Origin of the sequence: Butyrivibrio sp. XBB1001, from assembly GCF_000424505.1 — a bacterium.
Lineage (GTDB): Bacteria > Bacillota > Clostridia > Lachnospirales > Lachnospiraceae > Butyrivibrio.
Window position 1 is genome coordinate 133,349 of sequence record NZ_AUKA01000002.1, and the last position, 24,983, is coordinate 158,331.

Genomic DNA, 24,983 nt, shown 5'->3' on the forward strand with positions numbered 1-24,983 from the left:
CTTTACAAATAGTCAAGAAAAGGTGGGGTGGAGCTTCTTCTTGCTATGGCTGAGGATTATCTTCTGGAGTAGGATCAGGCTCCTCTGGCTGAGGGTTTTCTTCAGGTGTAGTCTGCTCGTCCTGAGGAGTTTCCTCTGGGGCGGGAGTGGGCTCTGGTGCAGGAGTTTCATCAGGAGTAGTAGGTTGAGGCTCAGGAGTAGCAGGCTCTGCTGGCTGAGGAGTTTCTTCCGGGGAAGTAGCCTCTTCAGTTGACTGATCTGCAGGAGCTTCTTCTGAAACTGGCGCAGGTTCAGGTTTGGGGGTAGTAACCCAGCGGTAAAAGAAAGCGTGATTTCCAATCATTGTATATTCGCTGATGCAGTAGTAGTCTGCCCAGTATTTTGTCATAAAAAAGAGATAGTCACCAACACGAGCGCCAGCAAGAACCTCTCTTGCAGCGTTTACACATGTAGAGTTGGGACCATTTGACATTATGAGGTCGACTTTTCCTGATCTATAGGAAGCAAACTGAAGATTTTGTGTGATAACCGCAACAATAGTGTTAGGGAAGGCAGAACTTTTTACTCTGTTCATGATAACTGATCCCACAGCAAGTTTTCCTGTATAGGATTCACCGCCAGCTTCCGCCTGGATAGTGGTGGCAAGCCACACAAGTTCTTCATCGCTTGCATCGTAGGAACCGGAGGTATCTTCTCTTGTGAGAGCAAGCCTTTCTGCAATTTGCTGAGCAAGTTTGGCCTGGGCTGCGGCGGTTTGGGATTCAAGAGATTTCATTTTTGCATCTAGATCTTTTAACTGCTGGTCGAAGTTGGCCAGTTTGTTTCTTTCGGAATTTAGATTTGAATTTGTTGAACTTAACTGACTTTTTACGTTGTCAGTAAGAGTCGCGAGCTCATCGTGCTTTTCATCGAGCTGAGCCTGGTATTTATCAAGCTCGGATTCTTTTTCCTCTACAGCAGCTTTTTTGGCAGAGATAGTGTCCTGAAGGGCTTGATATTCTGCAATCTTGCGCTTGTCGTATCTGATTATGGCATCCAAATATTCGAACTTGGTCAGGAATTCTTCAAGGGTCCCAGACACTAAAAGAATTTGCAAAAGACCTTTAGAACCGCCATTTTCATAGGTTGACTGAAGCCTCTTCTTTAAAAGGTTATATCTGTCTTTTTCCTGGGTTTGTGCAGCCTGGAGCTCTTTTTCAAGCTGGACGATTTCTGATGAAACCTGTGCCATTGCAGTTTCTGCTTCTGTAATTTCCTGATCTAGGGTGGTGAGTTTGCTGGTATAGCCATTGATAGTGCTCTGAAGTGAAGAACTTTGATTTTGAAGTGCAGATACGTTTTGCTGGGTCTGCTGTTGCTGGCCCTGAAGTTGTGTGATGGCGTCCTTTGTTTCCTTGGTCTGTTTTTCAAGGTCAGAAATAGTGGCCTTGGTTTCAGCTTCCTGCTGTTGCATGGTCGAAAGTGTTTCATCAAGTTCCTGAGCCCTTACATTCATAAACAAGGCCTCGAAACATAATACAAATATTAAGATCCCCGATAATCCCCTCTTTATCATAGGCTCCCCTTAAATTAGACATCAACACATTTACAACTATATCTTACAATATTTTATAAAATAAGACCACCTCCGAGGAGATGGCCTGTGAATAAGCTTAATTGTTTGGGGTTCCAAAAATCTTGTTGCCCACATTTCTGGAATCAAGGGCATATAGAAGAATCATTCCCAGAATCATGCAGGAAATGATTTCACCTGCTCCAACAGTGAGCATGAGAAATGAAACTGAATCTTCAGAGCCGTAGCAGTATCTGATAACCTGAGGAACAACTATTATGTTGGCTACGATTGGTGGGATTGGGCAGAGCCACTTTCTGAGAGTGCTCTTGCATCTGTAACCCTCTGAGCCTGGAATTTTAAAGCCATGAGCGATAAGGTAAGTTATGATAGCTCCAACAAGTGTTGCCAGGGAACCGAAAACTGTATCGATTGGGTGACAACCTGTTAGAATATTACTGATGATACAACCTACAAATAATCCTGGGATTGCTGTTGGTGTGAAGTAAGGCAGAATGGTGAGTGCCTCGGAAAAACGCACCTGGATTGCATGATTGGCAAGACCAAATGCATTAGCTAGTAGTGTTAAAACTACATAGAGTGCTGCGATTGCCGCAGACTGAGTGATGAATAGTACCTTTTTGTTACGCATATTTTATTCTCCTTTAGTTTTGTTTTGTGTCAGGAAGGTTTCGAACTGACATGTTTCTTTTGCGTGTTGCCATTTGAGCAACCAAAAAATAATAGCACGACCCGAATTTTTTGTCTAATTAATCATTGCAAAGTTTTCTGATGTGTGGTAATTTTGGTTAGTTCTTATTATAATGAACACATGAGTAGGACAGGTGATCGCTGCCATGCAAACGAAAGGGCATGGGAGAGGAAAGTCCGGGCTTCATAGGGCAGGATGCCAGATAACGTCTGGTGGAGGTGACTCCCAGGATAGTGCAACAGAGAGATACCGCCTGATTTAATCAGGTAAGGGTGGAAAGGCAGTGTAAGAGACTACCGTGCTGGTGGTAACATCAGTAGCCATGTAAACCCCATCCGAAGCAAGACCGAATAGAAAGCTATGAGTCGGCCCGGCTCGCTTTCAGGTGGGTCGCTTGAGGCTGTCGGCGACGGCAGTCCTAGATAGATGATCATCCACGACATAACCCGGCTTACAGTCCTACTCATTAAAAATGTAAAAAAATTGAAAGCACTTACAAAAGGACAAGATTTGCAATATTTTTTTACAAAAATGAACTGACAAAGAATATATAATACGATATGATACAAGAGTCGAATGAAATATTTCATTTGGCTCTTGTTTTTCGTTGAGTAGGAAATTGCTTTCCTATTCGATAAAAAATTTCGCAAAAGAAAATGATTTATTTAAAATATAAAGGAGAAAGGCTATGGAACTTAGAACAGCATGTTCACCTAGAGATGAGAAGTACTACGATACTAAGAGACTTAGAGAAGAGTTTCTCATCGATGATCTTTTTCAGCCAGATGATATCAAGCTTGTTTACAGCCACATCGACAGAATCATAACTGGTTCTGCAGTTCCTGTTAACAAAGAGCTTGTGCTCACAGCTGGAGATGAGCTTAGAGCAGAATACTTCCTTCAGAGAAGAGAAATGGGAGTTATCAACATCGGAGGCGCTGGCGTCATCACTATTGATGGCAAGAAGTATCAGGTAGAGTACAAGCAGGGTATGTACATTGGAATGGGAGCAAAAGATATCTCTTTTGCAAGTGTAGATTCCAGTAAGCCTGCCAAGTTCTACATAAACAGTGCTCCTGCACACAAGACATATCCTACAGTTCTTATCAAGAGAGAGGGCACACCAGAAGAGGGTGTTGTTATCATCAAGGACGAGAACAAGAAGGAGCTTGGAAGTCTTGAGGGTGCAAACCACAGAGTTATCAACAAGTACATTCTTCCTGGTCAGGTAGAGACTTGTCAGCTCGAGATGGGTATGACTGAGCTTAAGCCAGGCAGCGTATGGAATACAATGCCATGCCATACACATGATCGCAGAATGGAAGTTTATCTTTACTTTGATATTCCTGAGGATGCATTCGTTATGCACTTCATGGGAGAACCACAGGAGACACGCCACATCATCATGAGAAATGAGCAGGCTGTTATCAGCCCTAGCTGGTCAATTCACTCAGGATGCGGCACTCAGGCTTACACATTCATCTGGGGCATGGTTGGAGAGAATCAGGACTTCGACGACATGGATGACTGCGCAATGCAAGACTTATTGTGAGTGATATAGCAGACGGAAGTCATGAATACAGGTGCTTGCACCTGTGGATTCATGACCTCAGGATGCGAACAGACATGAGGAAAAAAGATATGCGAAAGAAAAGAGCATATCGATTTCCGAATGGATGTAGCATGGCGAGAACGAAGTGGAGCCATGCGTATATCACGAACAGTATAGCAGACGGAAGTCATGAATACAGGTGCTTGCACCTGTGGATTCATGACCTCAGGATGCGAACAGACACAGAGTGATGGATGTAGGATTGCGAGAACACGAAGTGTGGAGCAATCCGTACATCAATGTACAAGTAGTGAGAATAATTATTTAACATATCAAAGAGATAATTAGGAGGGTATTACAATGCAGGATTTTTTAAAGAACTTTTCACTTGAAGGTAAGATTGCATGGGTTACAGGTGCTTCATATGGACTTGGACTTGCTTATGCAGTAGCATTTGCTGAGAGCGGAGCTAAGGTTGTTTTCAACGATATCAACCAGGAACTTGTAGATAAGGGACTTGCTGAGTACAAGAAGCTCGGTATCGAGGCATTTGGTGCTGTTTGCGACGTTACTAAGGAAGATCAGGTTCAGAAGTTTGTTGCTGATGTTGAGGCTAACGTTGGTACAATCGATATCCTTGTTAACAACGCAGGTATCATCAAGAGAATTCCTATGATCGAGATGTCAGTTGATCAGTGGCAGCAGGTTATTGATGTTGACCTTACAGGCCCATTCATCTGCTCTAAGGCTGTTCTTCCAGCTATGATCAAGAAGGGATCAGGTAAGATCATCAACGCATGTTCAATGATGTCTGAGTTTGGACGTGAGACAGTATCTGCTTATGCAGCTGCTAAGGGCGGTCTTAAAATGCTTACAAGAAACATCTGCTCAGAGTATGGTCAGTACAACATTCAGTGTAATGCTATTGGACCTGGCTACATTGCTACACCACAGACAGCTCCTCTTCGTGAGAAAGGACCTAACGGAGAGATGCATCCATTCGACAGATTCATCCGTTCCAAGACTCCAGCTCAGAGATGGGGCAAGACAGAAGACCTTATGGGACTTGCAGTATTCCTTGCTTCTCCTGCTTCTGACTTCATCAATGGACAGGTTGTTTACATTGATGGTGGTATTTCAGCTTACATCGGACAGGATCCTAACAACCTTGATCCTTCAAAGTTTGCTGATGTAGACGAGAGCACAGCTCAGTAATAATTTAAGGCATAAATTTTTTTTAGGAATATTAGAAACAAAACATATATGTAGATACATAGAAAGGCAATAAAATGGATAAGATTTGTGAAGAACTTTATAAGATTGGTATTGTTCCAGTTATCGCTATTGACGATGCCAAGGATGCAGAGCCACTTGCACAGGCTCTTATTAACGGTGGACTTCCAGCTGCTGAGGTTACATTCCGTACAGCTGCTGCAGAGGAAGCAATCAGAATTATTTCTGAGAAGTTCCCTGAGATGATCGTTGGTGCTGGTACCGTACTTAATAAGGAACAGGCTGATCGTGCTAAGGCAGCTGGAGCTAAGTTTATCGTAAGCCCTGGCTTCAACAGATCAAATGTTGAGTACATCCAGTCAATCGGAGTACCAGTAGTTCCTGGTACAGCTACTCCTGGAGAAGTTGAGCAGGCTATCGAGCTTGGTCTTGACTGCGTTAAGTTTTTCCCAGCTGAGCAGAATGGTGGTATTGCCAAGATCAAGGCTATGGCAGCACCTTATACCAAGATGCACTTCATGCCTACAGGTGGCGTTAACAAGAACAACTTAAATGATTACCTTGGATTCAACAAGGTATTCTGCTGCGGCGGTAGCTGGATGGTCAAGAAGGATCTCATTTCTGCTGGAAAGTTTGATGAGATCGAAGCTATGACTAGAGACGCTGTTAATGCTATGCTTGGCTTCACAATGAAGCACGTAGGAATCAATGAGACAGATGCAGCAGCTGCTGAGAAGACAGCTGAGATGTTTGATCTCTTTGGATTTGGCAAGAAGGTTGGTAACTCATCCGTATTTGCTGGTTCTGTTGTAGAAGTTATGAAGTCACAGGGACGTGGAACACACGGACATATTGCTATCGGAACAAATAACGTTGACAGAGCAGTATATCACCTTGGCAAGCAGGGCGTTAAGTTCGACGAGACTTCATTTAGCTATGATGCTGATAACCATCTTAAGGTTGCTTACCTTGCAGATGAATTTGGCGGTTTCGCTGTTCATCTTGTAAAGAATTGAGTGATATAGCAGACAGAAGTCATACATACATGTGTTTACACAAATGTATGTATGACCTCGGGATGCGAACATACATGAGGAAAAAAGATATGTGAATGGAATGAACATATCGATTTCCGAATGTATGTAGGATTGCGAGAGTGGAACGGAGCAATCCGTATATCACTCATATTGAATATTATTAGAAAGAATAAGAAAGAGGATTTTATTATGTCAAAGAAAGTTGTTACATTTGGTGAGATCATGCTTCGTCTTCAGCCTGATAACTACCTTAGATTCGTTCAGGTTGATCATCTTGAGGCTACATTTGGTGGCGGAGAGGCTAACGTATCTGTTTCTCTTGCAAACTATGGTCTTGATTCTGTATATGTTACAAAGCTTCCTAAGCACGAGATTGGACAGGCTGCTGTTAACTCTCTTAGAAAGTATGGCGTTGATACATCTAAGATCACAAGAGGCGGCGATCGTGTAGGTATCTACTACAACGAGAAGGGTGCTTCACAGAGAGGTTCAAAGTGCATCTATGATAGAGCACATTCAGCTATCGCTGAGGCTGTTCCAGCTGATTTTGACTGGGATGAGATCTTTGATGGCGCTGAGTGGTTCCACTTCACAGGAATTACTCCAGCTGTAAGTGACAACCTTGCAGCTATCACTCTTGAGGCTTGTAAGAAGGCTAAAGAGCACGGCCTTACAGTTTCTTGCGACCTTAACTACAGAGGTAAGCTCTGGAGCAAGGAGAAGGCTGGAAAGGTTATGGCTGAGCTTTGCCAGTATGTTGATGTATGCATCGCTAACGAAGAGGACGCTTCTGATGTATTCGGAATTGCAGCTTCTTCTACAGACGTTACAACAGGTAAGCTTAATAGAGAGGGCTACATCGAAGTTGCTCAGAAGCTTACAGAGAGATTTGGATTCAAGAAGGTTGCTATCACACTTCGTGAGTCTATATCAGCAAATGACAACAACTGGAGCGCTATGCTCTACACTGATGGACAGGCTTACTTCTCCAAGAAGTATGCGCTTCACATCGTTGACCGTGTAGGCGGCGGAGATTCCTTCGGAGGCGGTCTTATCTACAGCTGCGTAAACAACTTTGATCCTCAGGCAACAATCGAGTTTGCTGTTGCTGCATCTGCACTCAAGCACTCTATTGAAGGTGACTTCAACCTTGTAACTGTTGACGAAGTTAACAAGCTTGCTGGTGGCGATGGATCAGGACGTATCCAGAGATAATTTGATTTCAGCATAGCAGGTATGACTTGTATCTGCGACTTAGAATAAAAATATGAGTAAAAAGAGCTAAGGCTTTCCCTATGGGATTTCCTTAGCTCTTTTTACTACTCGAAACTAATATTTTTGAAAATACTCTCTGCAACCAGTCTTACTCAAATTATTTATTAAAATATCATAGATTAATAACTGATTTACCATATTAGCATGAACTATAATGTAGAAGTGGAAATGTGCCTAATAGGAATAATAAAAATGCTAATATGAGAATCGACAAGACTATTAATGCATTATTGATGTTTCTGGCGGTGCTTACAATGCTGCTAACTGCCTACTATGTAAATAATATCGCCATACGTAATAATGTACGAACTGAATATGTAACTGAGATGAGCCTTACAGGATCCAAACTTTCTGAGAAGGTTTATACAACTATGACTAAAATATCAGAGGTGGAAAATCTCGGGGGCTATGAGACAGAGTTTGAGTTTAAGTTTTATAACATGAGTGATAATACTGTTGCTAATTGGAAGATGATACTTCCTGTTCCAGATAAGACAATGGTTCTTGGATGCGCAGAAGTAGGCGCTGCCAAGTCTATTGGAAGTAATGATGTTGTGATATCTCCAGAGTTTTATAATCTTGAGCTATACCCTGGTGAATACATTGTTTTTTATATTACTCTAAAGACAAAAGAAATCTTTAATCCCACTTTTCTTACCTTTATAGGCTATGAAGTTATTGATGCCAGTGGCAATATGATGGGCATGATCATAATCCTTGCAGTCATGGTGTGGGCTGTAGTCTTTGTTGGCTACTGGGTCACAAGGTACAATCTTAGAAATTATAAGGAAAAGCAGCAGAATGATATAAGGATTATTTTGCAGTCAATGAATACCTTCATAAGTTTCATAGATGCCAAGGATCCATATACAAGAGGTCATTCCAAGAGAGTTGCAATGTATGCGGCTGAAATTGCAAAAAGAATGGGGCTTTCGGAGGATGAGGTGCAGAATATTTACTATGCAGGTCTTTTGCACGATTCTGGAAAGATCAGCATACCAGATGCAGTCCTTAATAAGCCGGGAAAGTTATCTGATGAAGAGAGGGCCCTTATACAGAATCACACCGTTGCTGGTGGTAAGATGTTAAAAGAACTATCGTCTATCCGTGGCATCAGAGAGACAGCTCTTTATCACCATGAAAGGTATGATGGAACCGGTTATCCTGAAGGGCTTAAGGGAGAGAGCATTCCGCTTTATGCAAGGATCGTTGGCGTTGCAGACTCCTACGATGCCATGTCCAGTAACCGTGTCTACAGAAGGCATCTTAATAAGGACGAGATAATTGAAGAAATCCAACAGGGCGCAGGCTCTCAGTTTGACCCGGATATAGTCAAATATATGGTTGATATGATAAATGATGGTTATGTTAATGTGGTTAAGATGGAAACGGCAGACAACGATGAAGGAAAGGCTGGTTTCCACATTACTGAAGATGATATCCCGGGAGTTTATATGGGGTATTGACATGATGTATGAAATTTCGTAATATTGAATTGAAATCGGTTTCAGACAGTCCCCAAGACGGAGTTTTTTATGGAAAACGATAGACTGAACGCCGGTAAGACTATTACAATCTATGATATTGCAGAAGAAGCGGGAGTTTCTGCTTCTACTGTTTCTCGTGTCCTAAACGGAAGTGCTTCCGTACGCAAGGAGAAGAAGGACAGAATCCAGAGTATAATTGATAAGTATAATTTCAAGCCTAACGCGCTGGCTAAGGGGCTTTCAGACACTGCCACCAAGACTATTGGCATCATAGCAGCAGATGTCAGGAACCCTTATTATTCTGCGCTTTTTGTGGCCTGCGAGATAGCGGCTGAGAAGGCTGGGTATAGTGTAGGCCTTGCCAATTCCCTTGGGGTAAAAGAAAGAGAGCAGTCCCAGCTGGATCTTTTGATGCAGCAGAAGGTGGATGCAATAATACAGATGGGCGGAAGAGTAGATGATCTTATAACAGATGATGCTTATGCCAAAAAAGTCAGGGAAGTCTGTAAGACTACTCCGGTAATAGTGACTGGAAAGCTTGATAAAGCCCCTGTTCACAGAGTTGTAATCGATGAGGCGGAAGGCATGAACCTTGTTATGGATCATTTGATAGGTCTTGGACATAAGAAGATTGCTCTTGTTGGCGGAGAAATGAGAGTTGCTTCTACTTTCTATAAATACCAAAGATACCAGGAAAATCTTGCACATCACGGTATTAAGGTGAATGGAGATTACGTAGTTAATGGCTCGTATGATCCTGAAACGGGATATAATGCCACTAATAAGATTCTTGCCCTGGAGGACAGGCCCACAGCAATAATTGCAATAAACGATTTTGCTGCCAGCGGTGTTCTCAGAAGTGTAAGAGAAAAAGGCCTCCGGATTCCAGAGGATATTTCCGTTGTCAGCTTTGATAATACATATATAGCTGATCTTATGTCGCCTAAACTTACTAGCATTGATTATAACTACGATAAATACGGTCAAAAGCTGATAGATACTGCAGTTGCAGTTTCTAATGGCCAGGAGATAGAAGACCTTCAGATGGTTGAGCCGGTGCTGATCATAAGAGACAGTACAGGCAGGATCAATGAAACATTTTGAAACTATAAATCGTTAAATCGTATCTTTGTATACAATATTTGTCATTATTCACAAATATAAGAGGATGTACCTATAAATACATCCTCTTTTTTGTTAACTATCTACAAAACTGCAATCGGTTTCAAAAAAGACATTGACGAATGTTGGTCATTAATGATTAAATAATAGTATGAAATCGGTTGCAAGTTGTTAATATGCACAATACGGGGACTGTGTTTAGAATTAAAAGCAATCGCGAGTAACTAGGGAGGTTCCAATGAGTAAAGTTTCTAAATCATCTTCTACTCAGGTAGTTAAAAAGCGTGGAGTCTTAGAAACTCTGTGGAGATACAGAGTACTTGAGCTTATGTGCTTACCTGCAGTAATCTTTTTCTTTATGTTCAGTTACATGCCTATGCCTGGCATATATGTAGCATTTGTTAAGTACAATTATGGTAAGGGTATTTTTGGAAGCCCTTTTGTTGGACTTAAGAATTTCCAGTTTATTGCTGAGTCAGGTAAGCTTTGGGATCTCACAAGAAATACAATTCTTTATAACATAGCATTTATCCTTTTAGGTAATTTCCTTGCTATATTAGTTGCTATTCTCCTTAACGAGATGCAGAGCAAGATGTTCAAAAAGGTTTCACAGACAATGATGTTCCTGCCATACTTCATTTCACAGGTTCTTGTAGGAATTCTTGTTTATAACCTTTTAAACTATGACTATGGTTTTGTTAACGAGATTCTTTCAGCTCTTGGCAGAGAGAAATGGGGACCATATTCAGATCCTTCAGTTTGGCCGGTAATCCTGGTAATCGTTCACTTATGGCAGCAGACAGGTTACAACTCAGTTGTTTACTTTGCAGCTATCTGTGGTATCGATGCAGAAATCATCGAGGCAGCCAAGGTTGATGGAGCTAATGCTTTCCAGAAGATCAGATACATCATTCTTCCAGGACTTAAGCCAACAATCGTAATTCTTCTTTTGTTTGCACTTGGTGGAATCGTAAAAGGTAACTTTGGTCTGTTCTACAACATTATCGGTACTAACTCTCTTCTTTATCCTACAACGGATATCATTGAGACTTACGTATATAGAGCAACTATTACAGACTTCAACTTCTCAACTGCTTCAGCAGTTGGATTGTACCAGTCAATCATTGGTTTTGCTATGGTCATGATAGTCAACTTCATTGTTAAGAAGATTGATCCAGACTATTCATTATTCTAATAGAAGAGAGGTCAGAGAACATGTCTAGAGATAACAATTTTGAAATGACAGGCGTTAAGGTCAAGCTTGGCGCATCTGATATTATTATCAGAACTTTTGGATATATACTGATCACCCTTTATGCACTTGCCTGCATATTTCCATTTTTGATCATTATAGGTACATCTTTTACAAATGAATCAGTTATCAGAGCTGAGGGTGTTCAGCTTTTCCCTAAGGAGTTTACTACCAAAGCTTATGAGATGGTCATGAGAGGCGGAATGATCTGGAAGAGCTATGGACTTACAATTACCCTTACTCTTTGCGGAACAGTAGTAGGACTTTTGATCATTGCCATGACAGGTTATGCACTTCAGAGAAAAGATTTCCCTCTTAGAAATGCAATTTCCTTTTACATTTACTTTACATCACTGTTTTCAGCAGGTCTTGCTCCATACTACCTTCTGATGACACAGACATACAAACTTAATGACAGCTATCTGGCAGTATTTTTCCCACTCCTTATGTCACCTTGGCTCATTATTCTCATGAAGAACTTCGTTAAGGCTATTCCTCATGAGATCACAGAGTCAGGTAAGATTGACGGAGCTGGAGATATGGTGATCTTTACAAGACTCATCCTTCCAATGCTCAAGCCAGCGCTGGCTACAATAGGTCTTTTCCTTGCACTTGGTTACTGGAATGAGTGGTATCAGTCATCACTTTTTTTGAGCTCACGTATCGCTGTTAAGCCACTTCAGTTCCAGCTTTATAAGGTAGTTAACGAGGTTCAGTCACTTAAGAACTCTATCGCAGGTCAGTACATCACACTTACAGATGTTCCTACAGAGTCACTTAAGATGGCAACAGCAGTAATGGCTACAGGCCCTATCGTATTCCTGTACCCATTCGTTCAGAAGTATTTCATTGGTGGTATTACAGTCGGCGCCGTAAAGGGTTGAGCAGAGACCGGCAAAAAACATATATGTAAGCAATCCCGTAGAGGGGTTCAAATATTCATTTTCTTATCAAAAAGGAGGATAAAAATGAAAAAAAAGGTATTAGCAGCATTACTTAGCGCAAGCATGGTAATGGGACTTGCAGCATGCGGCTCATCTACAAGCGCTCCAGCAGGCACAGATGCACCTGCAACAGAGACAAAGACAGAGACATCAGAGGCGGCTGGAACAGAGACAGCTGAAGCTCCTGCAATTGACACATCAGAGCACGTAAAGATCACTTACATGACAACTGGTGGCGCTCCAGAAGGAAACCAGACAGATGAAATGCTTGAGCAGCTTAACAAGATTCTTACAGAGAAGGTTAATGCTGAGCTTGAAATCTACTACATCGACTGGACAGATTATCTTTCAAACTACAACTTAACACTTGCTCGTATGGATGGTACTGTAGACCTTGTTGGTACAGCATCTGACTGGCTTGATGCATGGCCAAATGCCAAGAACGGAGCTTTCCTTCCACTTTCAGAGGAAATGCTCAAGACATATGCACCTAAGACATGGGAATCAGTTTCTCCTGAGCACTGGGATCTTTGCAAATACGACGGACAGATTTATCTTATGCCAGAAGATAACTACGCACAGTGGACAAACCACGGCTTTACATACCGTCTTGACTGGGCTAAGGAAGCTGGTCTTGAAAACGGCGTTCACAGCTGGGAAGACCTTACAACATACTTTAAGTATGTAAAAGAGACATATCCTGATGTTATTCCTTGGGATTCAGATGGTACTCAGTACGCTACAATGGTTGGCGGATGGATCACATCACATTCTAACTATGTGCCAATCGATGGTATCAACTCAGGCGCTATGTGGGGTGGTACAAAGGATGACCTTTACACAGTATACTCACCTTACATGACAGACACAGATTCACTTGTTGAATTTGCTAAGATGATGAAGGAGTGGGATGAGATCGGTGTTTGGAAGACAGACGTTCTCAACAACACAGCTTCTGATAACAGAGAAGACTATAAGATCGGTCGTGTTGCAGCTGAGCAGCACCACACACAGACATGGACAGACCTTTGCTCACACAAAGATGGCTACACAATCTATGATGATCCTAAGGCTGAGTCAGGCTTCTTCTACTTTGGTGAAGAGACCAAGAACCTTGTAGCTCTTTCAATCACACACGGTGCTATGGCTGTATCTGCAGCTTCTAAGAACCCTGAGAGAGCACTTATGGTTTATGACCTTCTTAGAAACGACCCTGAATGCTACAGACTTATCAACTACGGTGTAGAAGGCGTTTCATACGAAGTTACAGCTGATGGCATGAGAAAGAACCCAGAAGGCTATGACGGAAACAGAGATGGTATCACAACTAACTTCTGGTGGGGACGTAACGACGACCTCGAGCTCAAGGATTCAACACTTAACTGGGATGCAATCAATGCTCTTTATGATGAGTATGACAAGATCAAGATCGACTATCCATATGGACAGTTCGTTCCTAACGTTGACGATATCCAGTCCAAGATTGAGAACATCAACGACATTCATACAACATACATGAAGCAGATCGCATTTGGTAAGTACCAGGGATCAGCTGAGGATATCGTTGCTGAGTACCAGGCAGCTCTTGAGAAGGCAGGCATCAATGATGTAACAGCTGAGCTCCAGAGACAGTTTGACGAACTCTACAAATAATCTTTAGGCAAAAGAGAAGTCAATGAACCTTATGGTTCATAATTACTAGAAAAAAAGGGAATACTGTGAGACTTTGCAGTATTCCCTTTAACTAGTTAGAAGTGGAAACTAGTGTATAAAAAATAGTTTTCAAATGTCTTCTGTTTTTATATAATGTTTTTTACCGTTTAAAAAATATTATATAAGAACAAAAGAAAACGTTTTGTTTCAGTTAATAGAGGGAGAAATAAGAAATGGGAAAATTTGAGATCAAGGATACCTTTTATTTGAATGGAGAGCCATTTAAGGTTATCTCTGGTTCTTTTCATTATTTCAGGACTGTCCCAGAGTATTGGACAGACAGACTTGAGAAATTAAAGGCACTTGGCTGCAATACTGTAGAGACCTACATTCCTTGGAATCTCACAGAGCCTAAAAAAGGTGAGTTTAACTTTGAGGGCATGTGCGACATAGAGAAATTTATTAAGACTGCAACAGAATTAGGACTTTATATCATTATCAGGCCATCACCTTATATCTGCGCAGAGTGGGAATTTGGCGGACTTCCAGCATGGCTGTTAAAAGATAGAAACATGCGCCTTAGAGTAAGTTACAAGCCATTCCTTGACGCAGTAGAGGATTATTATAAGGTCCTTATGCCAAGGATCACACCATATCAGATCGATAATGGTGGAAACATTATTCTCATGCAGGTCGAGAATGAGTATGGTTACTATGCTAACGACCATGAATACATGAAGGCTATGAGAAATCTGATGGTAAAATATGGCGTAACTGTACCTCTTATCACATCTGATGGTCCATACCATGAGAGCTACAGAGGCGGTTTTGCAGAGGGTGCTCATCCAACAGGAAACTTTGGTTCCAAGACAGAAGAGAGATTTAATGTAATAAAAGAGTATACAAATAATGGACCTTTAATGTGCGCTGAGTTCTGGGTTGGCTGGTTTGACCACTGGGGAAATGGCGGTCATATGAAGGGAAATCTCGTTCAGAGCACGGCAGATCTTGATAAGATGCTTGAACTTGGAAATGTCAGCATTTATATGTTCCAGGGTGGCACAAACTTTGGATTCATGAACGGTTCTAACTACTATGATGAGCTTACACCAGATGTAACAAGCTATGACTACGATGGAATCCTGACAGAAGACGGCCAGATCACAGAGAAATACAACAAGTATAAAGAGGTGATCAGCAAGTACGTTGATATTCCGGAAGTTAAGTTTTCTATGGATATCAAGAGAAAGAGCTATGGAACACTTTCCTGCAAGGAAAAGGTATCTCTTTTCTCTGTTGTCGATGACCTGAGCACACCGGTGCACCTTCCATATACAGTTAACATGGAGGAGCTTGATCAGAGCTACGGATATATCCTGTATAGATCAAGGCTTCACTCAGAGGCAGGAATTGCCAAGCTAAAGCTCTGGGAGACAGCTGATAGAGCCAATGTATTTGTTGATGAGAATCCTCTTATCACTCTTTACGACCATGAACTGGATCAGGAACACAACATTCCTATAGAGAAGTTCCTTGCCTGCTCACAGCCAGCTCAGATGCTGGCCGGCAAGTTCATGATGGAGAGAGGCCTTACACCAGAAACAGCTGCTGCAGCTATCGGAGAGGCAGGTCTTTCTACTGGATGCCTCACAGGTCTTAACGAGAAATTCGATATCCTTGTTGAGAACATGGGAAGAGTTAACTTTGGACCTAGAATGGAAACTCAGAGAAAGGGCATTGGCCGCTGCGTACAGGTAAATGGCCACATGCACAATGACTGGGATATCTACACACTTCCTCTTGATAATGTGGATAAGGTTGATTTTAGCAAGGATTACAAAGAGGGAACACCAGCCTTCTATCGCTTTACCTTTGATGTAACAGAAAAGGGCGATACATTCCTTGATTTTGAGGGATGGGGCAAGGGCGTAGCCTTTATAAATGGCTTTAACCTTGGAAGATTCTGGGAAATCGGACCTCAGAAGAGGCTTTATATTCCAGCACCTCTTCTTAAGGATGGAGAGAACGAGATCATCATCTTTGAGACAGATGGCAAGGTAAAAGATACAATTGAGCTTAGGGATGAGCCAGATATCGGCTAAATAATGTGAAGATTAGGTCAGGGAAGCGTTTAGTTTCCTTGACCTTTCTGTTTATTTATTTGAATTATTGTGACTTTTTTCTTGTAAAAGCCTTGAAAAAACGATATATTGAAGTGGTGAAACATACGTAAATAGTGGGGGACGGGGGATTTGAGAAGATACTACTATAGAATATACGGATTTATTCTTGTTTCGGACTATGAGTTTCCACAGTTTCTATCTGCAGATGAAACATCTGATCCGGATATCGTTGTCCAAATCGGACATATCACAGGAGACATAAAAAAGCTGGCTGATGAAGGCAAAAGGTTCGGCTTCAGAGAAAAAGAAATGTGGTTTAACACCGGAGTTGGCCTCTTTTGGATCCATGATAAATATATTTCTTTTGAAGGCTATAATGGGGGAACTATAGATGATGCGGCCCAGTACATTTCGGGACTTTGTCTTTCAATCTTTTTGTGGCTGCATGGAATGATAATGCTCCACGGCGCCTGCCTTAGGCTAAATGACAAGACAATTATTGTGGCGGGAGGAAGCGGAAGCGGCAAATCTTCGACATCTACAGAGCTGATAAAGAGGGGAGCTCTTTTGATAGCAGATGATGTTACCGGAATCAAAAAGGAAAACGGCCAGTACTACGTATATCCGGCTTTCCCAGGGCAAAAGCTATGCGCAGACCAGGTAGAGAAGAATGGAATCTGCACAGAAGGGCTTAATCAGGTCAAGTATGACCTTAATAAGTACGAAATTCCAAGAAATGACATTTTCTATGATGCTCCAAGTAAAGTGGATCACATGTTTTGGATCGATCTTGGCCAGGTGGACAGAGTAGAGATGAAGGACATAGATGGTGCAGGCAAGGTACAGGCTGTCACCAAGGCTATATTTATAAACTGGTTTTTTAACGAGGCTTTTAAACTTGAGGCAGAGGATATACTGCGGTGTATAGAATTTGCCAAGGATATCAGGATACATCAGATAACACGAAACAGACAAAAAGACACACTTAATGAGATTGTAAATTATATTGAGACGCAGATAGCGTAGTTTGGGGAGTTATGTCAGCGATTTGGGGAGTTGTTGATCTTTCGGGAAAAGAGATAAACAAGGCGCTTTCTTCTAGAATGAGCAAATGCCTTGAGAACTACAGAATTGATAAAGTTATGGAGCTTTCTGAGGACAATGCCTATATGGGATGTGGCCTTCAGTATATTACTAAACAGGATAGAGCAGAGAAGTTGCCTATTAGCGAGGGCCCTGACTTTTTTACAGCAGATTGTTATCTGGACAACAGAGAAGAACTTATCTCTGAGATTGGAAAAGAACTGCCAGGTGAGAGGCTGTCAGAAGATACCCCTGATGGAAGACTTCTATATCTGGCCTTTAAGATCTGGGGCGAAAAGTTTGGAGACCATGTTCTGGGCGCTTTTTCTTTTGCCAATTACAACAAAGATACTAATGAGTTTTATCTTTTTACAGACCACATCTCTTCAAGGAGCGTTCACTACTATGTTCAGGGGGATAGGTTATTCTTTGGAACATTGACTAGCTGCATAACCGATGTCTGCCCTGAAATTGATGTGTGCGATAAGTGGATGAGCGCCTGCATGGCAATGGATTTTCCGGTGCTTACTGTGTTTGAGGGGCTGAGCCCATTTGAGAATGTTTTTATGCTGCCTTATGGCTGCGGTGTGAAGGCTGTGCTTTCTAAAGGAAAGGCCAAGGCTACAAGGATAAGGTATTACGATCCTATTTCTGAGATCCATGAAGATAAGAGCATAACTGATGCTCAGGCAAAAGAGCTGTTTATTGATACCTTTAAAAAGGCTGTGGAAGGGATGCTCAGAACTGATGGAGAAGTGGGAGTGCTCCTTAGTAGTGGCCTTGATTCCACGACAGTTGCCAGCATGGCAGCAACAATACTTAAGTATAGGGGCGATAGCTTGCTCCATAGTTATACTTCGATTCCGCTTAAGGTCTTTGATAAGAACTATGATAATCCCAGAAATTACTGGACTGATGACGAGTCAGGTCTTGTGAAGATTCTCTGTAAAAGATATGACAATATAAAGCCTACTTTCATGGATTGCGAAGGAAAGAGCGTGCTGTCTAATATAAAAAAGTATGTTGATTACATGGAATTTCCTGGAAAGGCGCTTATTAACCATGTTTGGATGTATGAGGCCTATGAAAAGGCCAGGGCTGATGGATGTAAGATACTTTTATGCGGAAATCATGGTAACTATACTATTTCCCATGGCAGTATATTTAATAGTGCCTACAGGGCATTGAGAGAGGGCAGGATAGTAACTGCATTTAATCAGGTCTGTTATGACGCTAAGTGTAAAAAAATAAGCAGAAAGGGTCATTTGAAGAGATTTTTTCAGGCAGTTCAGGATGATAGAAGAATGATCACTATTGATGAGATTGTTACGGATCAGTCTTATAGAAAAGAACTGCTTGATAAGTACGGAGTCAGAAAAGCCTGGGAAGATCTTATGAAGCGCGAAGGAGATGGTATTTCTACCAGAAAGCAGTTTGAAAATAGTGTAGTGTCCACATTTGTTTTACAGCTTATGGGACTGTATGAGACAAAAGATAGCCTGGATACAGGTGTTCTTGTGCGAGACCCCACAAGAGATAAGAGGATTCTGGAGCTTTGTTTAAAACTTCCCTATGAGCGTTTTGCCTGGGATGGCCAGGACAGGAGACTTGTAAGAGAATACATGAAGGATTATATTCCTGATGAGATTCGTCTTGTAAGCCGCCATAGAGGAAGGCAGAGCGGAGATGCACTCCTTCGATATAAGAGCTTTGGACTTCCAGGTGGAGAAAAAGAAGATAACCTTATCGATAAGGATATTGCAAGATATTTTGATATTGATAAGGCAAGGGCCATAATGCAGGAAGAAACTACAGAAGACAATATTCGCAGAAAGGTAAAAATTCTGGCTTGCAGTATTTTTATGAAGAACGTGCGCAAAAAAAGAGAGAGTCTGGTATAAAAACCAGCTCTCTTTTTTGATACTTCATTTTTTTAGTCTACATCAGGACCAACTGGTTCACCACTTGCAGGCCATGTACCTTCAAAACGCTCACCATCAATAGTAATCCAATGATTGTCGTGTTTTGGACTTACATGTCCGCCACTCTGAGTCTGATCCAGTTCAAGACTTTCGATAACGGGTGCACTCCACGCTTTCATATTTCCCCTCCTTAAAGATTAACTTAATAATATAAGTTTTATATATGAAATAATATCAGCAAAATTAAATTGTGTAAACAATTCTTTCAAAAATGTTATAAATGCCTGATTTTTGCACATGCAAAGCTGATAAACAATAAAAATATATCGAATAACAATAAAAATATATTGACTTTCAATTTGGACAGGATTATATTATGGAGTATAAAAATGTACGTACGATAAAGACAGATAAAGAAAAAATGTTGTATGGAGGCTTATATTATGAACAAAGATGAGAAGGCTTTAAATGTGGGGGAGGCAGTTAGCGTTGGAGCTACTAAGGCTTTCATAGTTGTTCTGACCCTTGGAGCAATTGTTATGTGCGTATTAGGGCCGAAACTTGTGGATATTATTATGACCAAGACATCTCCACTTGTACCAGATGCATATAGGTACTGGATAATGCTGATTGGAGGCTATATTCTCGCAACAATACTTTTTGTATTTTTGTATCTAATGTATAAGCTTGTTTGCAGAATAGAGCTGGGAGAAGTCTTTGTCATGCAGAATGTGAGAGCTCTTGGACTTCTTAGCAATCTGGTATTTCTGGCCTGCCTTATCACATTTGTGATTGGAATCACCTGCACATACATGATTTTTGTCATTACTGTGGCTGCAGCTTTTATGACACCAATAATCAGCGTCATAAGATATGCCTTTGCAAGGGCTGTTGCTATGAAGGATGAACTTGATCTTACTGTATGAGGAGGAGACCATGATCAGAGTAAATTTGGATGTTGTAATGGCCATGCGTAAGGTAGGAGCAGGAGATTTGGCAGAGAGAGTTGATATAACTCCAGCCAATCTGTCTATTCTAAAAAATAACAAGGCCAAGGCAATAAGGTTTTCAACCCTGAATGCCATTTGTAAAGAGCTTGGCTGTCAGCCAGGGGATATTCTGGAATATGTTCCGGATGATGAAGGATGAATGAAGGACAATAGACTCTAAAGGAGGAGAAATGGAAGCAAACACTAATAATCAGCAGATTCAGTATGTACAGGTTACGCCACAATCGGCTGCTGCGCCTGCAAATGCACAAAAAGTTGGGAGAATTCTTAGTAATGCTCAGAAGGATGTTTTCAAATGGGCAGCAGTAATTAGCTATATAGTTGGATTTATCTATGTTAAGTACGGTATTGAGAATAGCGGAATAGTATCAAGATTCCCTTATTTGGGAAGACTCATTTTTGCTATAGTTTTCGTCGCATGCACAGAGGTTTTTGCATATAAGATTGGCGTTACCTACGATAGTCTTAGAGAGAAAAAGAAATCCTTTATTGAGCCAGCTATATACGCTATGTGTATTGTTCTACAGTCGCTTGCTTATGCCCTGTGGGGAACTCATGAAGACTGGGCATTTTATCAGTTTGTGCTATGGCATTTTTCTTTTGTCTACTACGTTCTTGCAAGAACAGGCACACTTGCTGCTGGCAGAAGCGGACTGATGTTTATAATAGACAGCTTCCAGGGATTTATTACAGTTCCTTTTGCAAATCTCTTTTTGAGAATAAATGCCATATTTAAAAAGGGCGAAATGGATGATGAACTGTATGAAAGCGAGCAACCAGCCAAGAAGATAAACAAGGCAACAGTGATCACTATTATAGTCAGTCTTGTGATTGCAGCTATTGTTTGCCTGTACGCAGTCGCTGAGCTTACATCTGCTTCTGAGACTTTTGCAGTTTTGGGGGATAAGTTCTTTAACTACCTTGATTATTTCCTCAAGCAGAAGTTCTGGGATTATATCTGGGAAAATTTCGTGATGCTGATCGTGTCTATCCCTGTAGGAGCGTATCTCTTTGGACTTGTTGGAGGATCTCTTTTCCGTGACAAGCCTTACTACAGGATTAAGGACTTTGAGGAGGATAGCAGAAGTTACCATCTGCTTCCTTCGTACTCGGCTTATATAGTGATTGGCAGCGTATGCTTTGTATATGCTCTGTTTTTAGGCGCATCCATCAATGATTTTATCGCTCACAAGGGACTTTTTGCTGAGTCAGCACCTGAGGCCTGCCAAAGAGCTCTTAGCAGCTTCTGGAGCCTTATAAGAGTAGTTCTTATGAACTTTGCTGTGATCGCCTGCTCCTGCATCTTTTCAAAGAAAGCCCTCTGGGAAGAAAAGGGTACCAGGATCCTTGCGACAGTTCTTTTTATCTTTGCCCTTGGATTTGCAATTATGGCGGCCTTTAACCTGATGGGCGTATATGTGGGCTACTACGGCTGGACACCTAGAAGAATCTTATCTTCATGGGTTGTAATGAATGTGATAGCATGGTGCATCCTTTTGATCATTCGTTTTTATAAAAAAATACCTGCCGCTCAGATAGGTATCATCCTCGCGGCAGTTTCATTCTCTGTTATCGATATGTTCAAGTTCTGACGGAAAAAGAAATGTCTATGGCAAACATTGGATAGATGTGGTGATTGCTATATTATTTGAGAATTCCGTATAGATGCCCATTAAATTCGTTGAAATAGGTTTCTTCTACCTTGCGCATAAAGACTGTAATGTCCTTATCGCCAAAGAAGAGTTCAAACCTTATAGAACCGACGCATTCGCCGATTAAGTGAACGCGAATGTAGAGGTCGTTATCTTTAAGCCATGTGGCGCCTGCTGTGTAGTAGGCGTCATATTTTTTTATATTTCCTTCTGCCATGTCATATAGAGAAAAAACAATGGTCATGGTATCAGAAGCTATCAGGGAAAGGCTTGATTTCCCGGTTTCGTTAAGCTCAAGAGAAAGCTCTTTAAACTTCTGAGGATTTTCGGTTAATTTGTAGCATAGGCGGATTGATTTGCTGTTAGTCTGGTTAATGAGTTTGCTTTGGATGACACTGCTGCTGCAGATCGGCGGGTTTTCATTAGACTTTCCAGGAATCCGTGGGCGGGAAATTCTAAGGGAGTCAGCGTACTTTATAAGCTCACTGTATGGGCTGGTCCTGCCAGATCCATTCTCCGCTGCAACGCCATCTTGGTGACAGTTAGTGCTTGTGGAATTTGAATCAGAGGTAGTATCAACAGTAGTATTTTTGATAGCTGGCAGCAGGAGATTGTAGATTCCATCATAAATAAACTGATTGCCCCCTGCGATGCCCTGAGTATCTGCAGTCGTCATGATGAGCATATCGTAGTCAGGAATACTGATAGCAAGCTGGCCGCCCATGCCATACAAGACAAAGCCGCCCTTTTCATTCTGCCATATCTGCATGCCATAGCCCATAGATTCACTGGGAATCGGGCCTGTCATTATGCTGGGGCTAAGATTAGAAGTTGCAAGCTCAATAAATTCAGGGTTTAGGAGAGTACGCTTTATACCATCGCTGCAGGTTACAGTTCCTTTTTTATCCAAAAGATATAAAACCTTCAGGATATCCATAGGCTTTGCCACAAGGCCGCTTCCGCCAATGGATACCCCAAAGGGATCCTTTACCATGTAAGAATCTTTACTAAAGTCCAAGTGGTTTAATACTTTCTCTTTTAAATAATCAAGCATGGGCATCTTTGTCTCTTTTTCCACCAAAGCGCAGAGCACGTGAGCAGCAGAAGTGTCGTAGTGGAAAACTGTGCCCGGCTTGTGGGTTGGAGACACGGTAAAAAAGCTCTCTACCCAGTCAGATTTCATGTCCACCTTGTAGGTTGTGGAAGCGTGGCAGGTGCGCATCATCAGCATGTTTCTGATGGTGGTATCCTTGATCCACATATGAGTATTTTCGCTAGTATATTCCGGGAAATAAGTCGTGATCGATTCATCAAGATCAATACGGCCCTCGTCAGCCAAAAGAGATATGGCAAGGGCAGTAAAACTCTTACTTATAGAAAACATCCTGTGAAGGGTGTCCTTCGTGCATGGTGCATAGTATTTTTCAAAAATGAGCTTATCATTTCTCATGATCAGAAGAGAGTGCATGGGTATGTCTTTTTTATCCAGGTACTGCAATAATCCTTTTATTGCGTTTGATGAAACACCTGCTTCTTCTGGCAAACATCTTTCAAATTCAAACATATGAGGCTCCTTGTGTTTTAAATTATATTCATTCTAACACAAAAACCCCTTCGGCTGGGGACCGAAGGGGTGGTGCACTGATCTACTCCAAACTAATAGTCAGTACGTCGGAAAGGTTTAAAGCTATGAAAATATAGCGGGGGTTGGCTTTATTACTTGTTGAAAACAGATGCAAGATAAAGGAATCCGCAATATCCGTTCTCATCAAGAAGACTCATATGGTCGTAACCAGCAGGAACTACAACTGTAGTTTTCTCATGGTTAACTGGGAATGTAACTTCAAGTGTAAGGTCTGCACGAGCAGCAAGGGCTTCCATCATCATCTTGTCGATGCAGTATGAAGCTGATGTCTCAAGTCTTACGATAGCACCCTGTGGAGCGTTCTTAACTGTATCGATGAAGGCTCTCTTGTACTGGAGTGCTGTGAGGTTACCATTTGCCTTAACTGTAACTACTGGTCTGTTTGACTCTACGATGCCGCCATCACGTGATGCACCAAGAACCTCTGGGAGGTCAGTTCTGCCTGTTACAGTAAATGTAGCAAAAATAGCTGGTGCTTCTTCCACTACCTGCTCATGAGTTTCAGAAGAACCTGATGCTGTAACTGCCTCGGTTGTAGGAGCAGCAACTTGGATAAGTCTGGCTGAAAGAGTGATACCACCCTTTGAATTTGTAAGTGTAATTGTATAAGTACCATCCTCATTAAGAACCATAGATACATTGTCACCAGCTGTGAGTTCGTATCCCTGTTCTACTGCTACAGTAAAAGCGTGATTGAGAGTGGTTGTAAGAAGATTAAGGTTACTTGTATTTTCAGATACTGTCTTGTTTGTAGTATCTACATCAATAGAATCAATCTTCTTAACTGTAGTAGAGTAGAGACCCTCAACTTTGACCTTGTCTCCAGAATCATTTTTTACGATGTACTGAACATGATTCTTGAGGTAGTCCTCTACCTCTGCATCATTTGAAGAAATGGCATTCTGGGCATCAATCTCATATACGATAATTGTAGGGATGTTGCAATTTGTGAGTTCGTCATTGTCCTTCTGTACATAAATTCCAGTACCATCAGCTTTGATTGTTCCCTCTACTACGATGATGTTTTTGTTATCGCCTGTGTCGTGGTCACAAGTACATGGATTTGCTCCACATGTTGTGCAGATGCATTTTCTTTCTCCGTTAATATCTGTGATCTGTACGCTTATACCGGTGGTAGAAGAGTTTACATCTCCTCCAACAATTACTGTGGATGAACCATCTGTAACTATTCCTGCCATTTGGGAGTTTACATCACCGTCTACAATCATGTAGCTGTCGCTCTGGACACGGATTCCGTTGTCAGTTCTTCCGGTTACATTTCCGTCGATTATTACAGTGCTATCTTTAAAAGCTCCAGCTCCATAATTTCCGCTAGCATCGCCTGTTACTTCTACTGTACCGTATTCATAAGCCCCAACTGCACGCCAATGGTCATTTACATTTGTAGCATCACCATTCTGCTTTACAACTGCAGGTGCTTCTGCTGAACCATCTGCATATACTGCTGAATAGTCGCTTGAATCGTTAGTTACATCACCAGTGTGCTCAAGGACTTCCCCTTCATTATGATTCCAGGTTTCACTCACAATTTCAGGGTAAGATCCTGTTTCAGCCGCAAATGCTGTTACTGTTGGTGCAAAGGCAATTGACATAGCCATTGTGATTGCTGTTAAGTTAATTAGTGTCTTTTTGTACATTTTTTCATTCCTCCATTTTTTGAACTTCCGTTTGTTTTTCTCCCCATCTTATGTGGTCTCTTAGTGAAGTT

At 41.6% G+C, this 24,983-nt stretch carries 20 protein-coding genes and 1 other RNA gene; 16 read left to right on the forward strand and 5 right to left on the reverse strand.

Translation table 11 applies throughout. The features are described 5' to 3' along the window. Positions 1–43 precede the first annotated feature (43 nt). A complete protein-coding gene (locus tag G631_RS0103460) occupies positions 44–1,495 on the reverse strand; it encodes a cell wall hydrolase (protein ID WP_026488261.1) in 1,452 nt (483 codons plus the stop codon). A 157-nt stretch (positions 1,496–1,652) separates the two neighbouring features. Beyond that, positions 1,653–2,204, reverse strand: coding sequence for a QueT transporter family protein (locus tag G631_RS0103465; RefSeq protein WP_026488262.1), 552 nt, complete (start codon positions 2,202–2,204; stop codon positions 1,653–1,655). Between the two features lie 181 nt (positions 2,205–2,385). Here G631_RS0103465 and rnpB point away from each other — a divergent pair. The 13 genes from rnpB to G631_RS0103525 all read left to right on the forward strand — a co-directional run bounded on the left by rnpB (position 2,386) and on the right by G631_RS0103525 (position 18,926). After that, positions 2,386–2,734: RNase P RNA component class A (gene rnpB, locus G631_RS19960), an RNA gene on the forward strand. A gap of 218 nt (positions 2,735–2,952) precedes the next feature. After that, complete coding sequence (kduI, locus tag G631_RS0103470) at positions 2,953–3,816, forward strand: 5-dehydro-4-deoxy-D-glucuronate isomerase (RefSeq protein ID WP_026488263.1); 864 nt, start codon at positions 2,953–2,955, stop codon at positions 3,814–3,816. A gap of 360 nt (positions 3,817–4,176) precedes the next feature. After that, a complete protein-coding gene (locus G631_RS0103475; RefSeq protein WP_026488264.1) occupies positions 4,177–5,031 on the forward strand; it encodes a gluconate 5-dehydrogenase in 855 nt (284 codons plus the stop codon). 74 nt (positions 5,032–5,105) lie between these two features. After that, positions 5,106–6,065, forward strand: a complete 960-nt coding sequence (locus G631_RS0103480) for a bifunctional 4-hydroxy-2-oxoglutarate aldolase/2-dehydro-3-deoxy-phosphogluconate aldolase (RefSeq protein WP_026488265.1) — start codon at positions 5,106–5,108, stop codon at positions 6,063–6,065. Positions 6,066–6,275: 210 nt separating this feature from the next. Then, on the forward strand, positions 6,276–7,301 hold the full coding sequence (locus G631_RS0103485; protein WP_026488266.1) for a sugar kinase: 1,026 nt from the start codon (positions 6,276–6,278) through the stop codon (positions 7,299–7,301). Between the two features lie 230 nt (positions 7,302–7,531). After that, on the forward strand, positions 7,532–8,827 hold the full coding sequence (locus G631_RS19880; protein ID WP_155833868.1) for an HD-GYP domain-containing protein: 1,296 nt from the start codon (positions 7,532–7,534) through the stop codon (positions 8,825–8,827). Positions 8,828–8,896: 69 nt separating this feature from the next. Further along, positions 8,897–9,952: a LacI family DNA-binding transcriptional regulator gene (locus G631_RS0103495; protein ID WP_035789286.1), complete on the forward strand. Its 1,056-nt coding sequence runs from the start codon at positions 8,897–8,899 to the stop codon at positions 9,950–9,952. Positions 9,953–10,208: 256 nt separating this feature from the next. After that, positions 10,209–11,165, forward strand: a complete 957-nt coding sequence (locus G631_RS0103500; RefSeq protein ID WP_026488268.1) for an ABC transporter permease — start codon at positions 10,209–10,211, stop codon at positions 11,163–11,165. Positions 11,166–11,185: 20 nt separating this feature from the next. Next, positions 11,186–12,106 carry a carbohydrate ABC transporter permease gene (locus tag G631_RS0103505; RefSeq protein WP_026488269.1) on the forward strand — a complete coding sequence of 307 codons (921 nt, stop codon included), beginning with the start codon at positions 11,186–11,188 and terminating at the stop codon, positions 12,104–12,106. An 84-nt stretch (positions 12,107–12,190) separates the two neighbouring features. Continuing rightward, a complete protein-coding gene (locus G631_RS0103510; protein WP_026488270.1) occupies positions 12,191–13,819 on the forward strand; it encodes an ABC transporter substrate-binding protein in 1,629 nt (542 codons plus the stop codon). A 233-nt stretch (positions 13,820–14,052) separates the two neighbouring features. Beyond that, complete coding sequence (locus G631_RS0103515; protein ID WP_026488271.1) at positions 14,053–15,921, forward strand: glycoside hydrolase family 35 protein; 1,869 nt, start codon at positions 14,053–14,055, stop codon at positions 15,919–15,921. A gap of 150 nt (positions 15,922–16,071) precedes the next feature. Next, positions 16,072–16,968, forward strand: coding sequence for a hypothetical protein (locus tag G631_RS0103520; protein ID WP_026488272.1), 897 nt, complete (start codon positions 16,072–16,074; stop codon positions 16,966–16,968). An 11-nt stretch (positions 16,969–16,979) separates the two neighbouring features. Beyond that, positions 16,980–18,926, forward strand: a complete 1,947-nt coding sequence (locus G631_RS0103525) for an asparagine synthase-related protein (RefSeq protein WP_026488273.1) — start codon at positions 16,980–16,982, stop codon at positions 18,924–18,926. A 32-nt stretch (positions 18,927–18,958) separates the two neighbouring features. Here the strand turns inward: G631_RS0103525 and G631_RS20880 are convergent, their stop codons facing one another. Further along, a complete protein-coding gene (locus tag G631_RS20880; RefSeq protein WP_155833869.1) occupies positions 18,959–19,126 on the reverse strand; it encodes a hypothetical protein in 168 nt (55 codons plus the stop codon). A gap of 264 nt (positions 19,127–19,390) precedes the next feature. Here G631_RS20880 and G631_RS0103535 point away from each other — a divergent pair, with 264 nt between their 5' ends. Genes G631_RS0103535 through G631_RS0103545 form a run of 3 tightly spaced genes read left to right on the forward strand, consistent with a single transcriptional unit; the run spans position 19,391 to position 21,549 of the window. Then, complete coding sequence (locus G631_RS0103535; RefSeq protein ID WP_026488274.1) at positions 19,391–19,873, forward strand: DUF2975 domain-containing protein; 483 nt, start codon at positions 19,391–19,393, stop codon at positions 19,871–19,873. A 10-nt stretch (positions 19,874–19,883) separates the two neighbouring features. Then, a complete protein-coding gene (locus G631_RS0103540) occupies positions 19,884–20,096 on the forward strand; it encodes a helix-turn-helix domain-containing protein (protein ID WP_026488275.1) in 213 nt (70 codons plus the stop codon). A gap of 31 nt (positions 20,097–20,127) precedes the next feature. Then, entirely contained in the window at positions 20,128–21,549 is a 1,422-nt protein-coding gene (locus G631_RS0103545; RefSeq protein WP_026488276.1) for a DUF4153 domain-containing protein, read from the forward strand. Between the two features lie 52 nt (positions 21,550–21,601). Here the strand turns inward: G631_RS0103545 and G631_RS0103550 are convergent, their stop codons facing one another. Continuing rightward, positions 21,602–23,173 (reverse strand): serine hydrolase domain-containing protein, encoded by a 1,572-nt coding sequence (locus tag G631_RS0103550; protein WP_026488277.1) that lies wholly within the window; start codon positions 23,171–23,173, stop codon positions 21,602–21,604. A 152-nt stretch (positions 23,174–23,325) separates the two neighbouring features. Further along, complete coding sequence (locus G631_RS0103555) at positions 23,326–24,912, reverse strand: hypothetical protein (RefSeq protein WP_026488278.1); 1,587 nt, start codon at positions 24,910–24,912, stop codon at positions 23,326–23,328. Positions 24,913–24,983 lie beyond the last annotated feature (71 nt).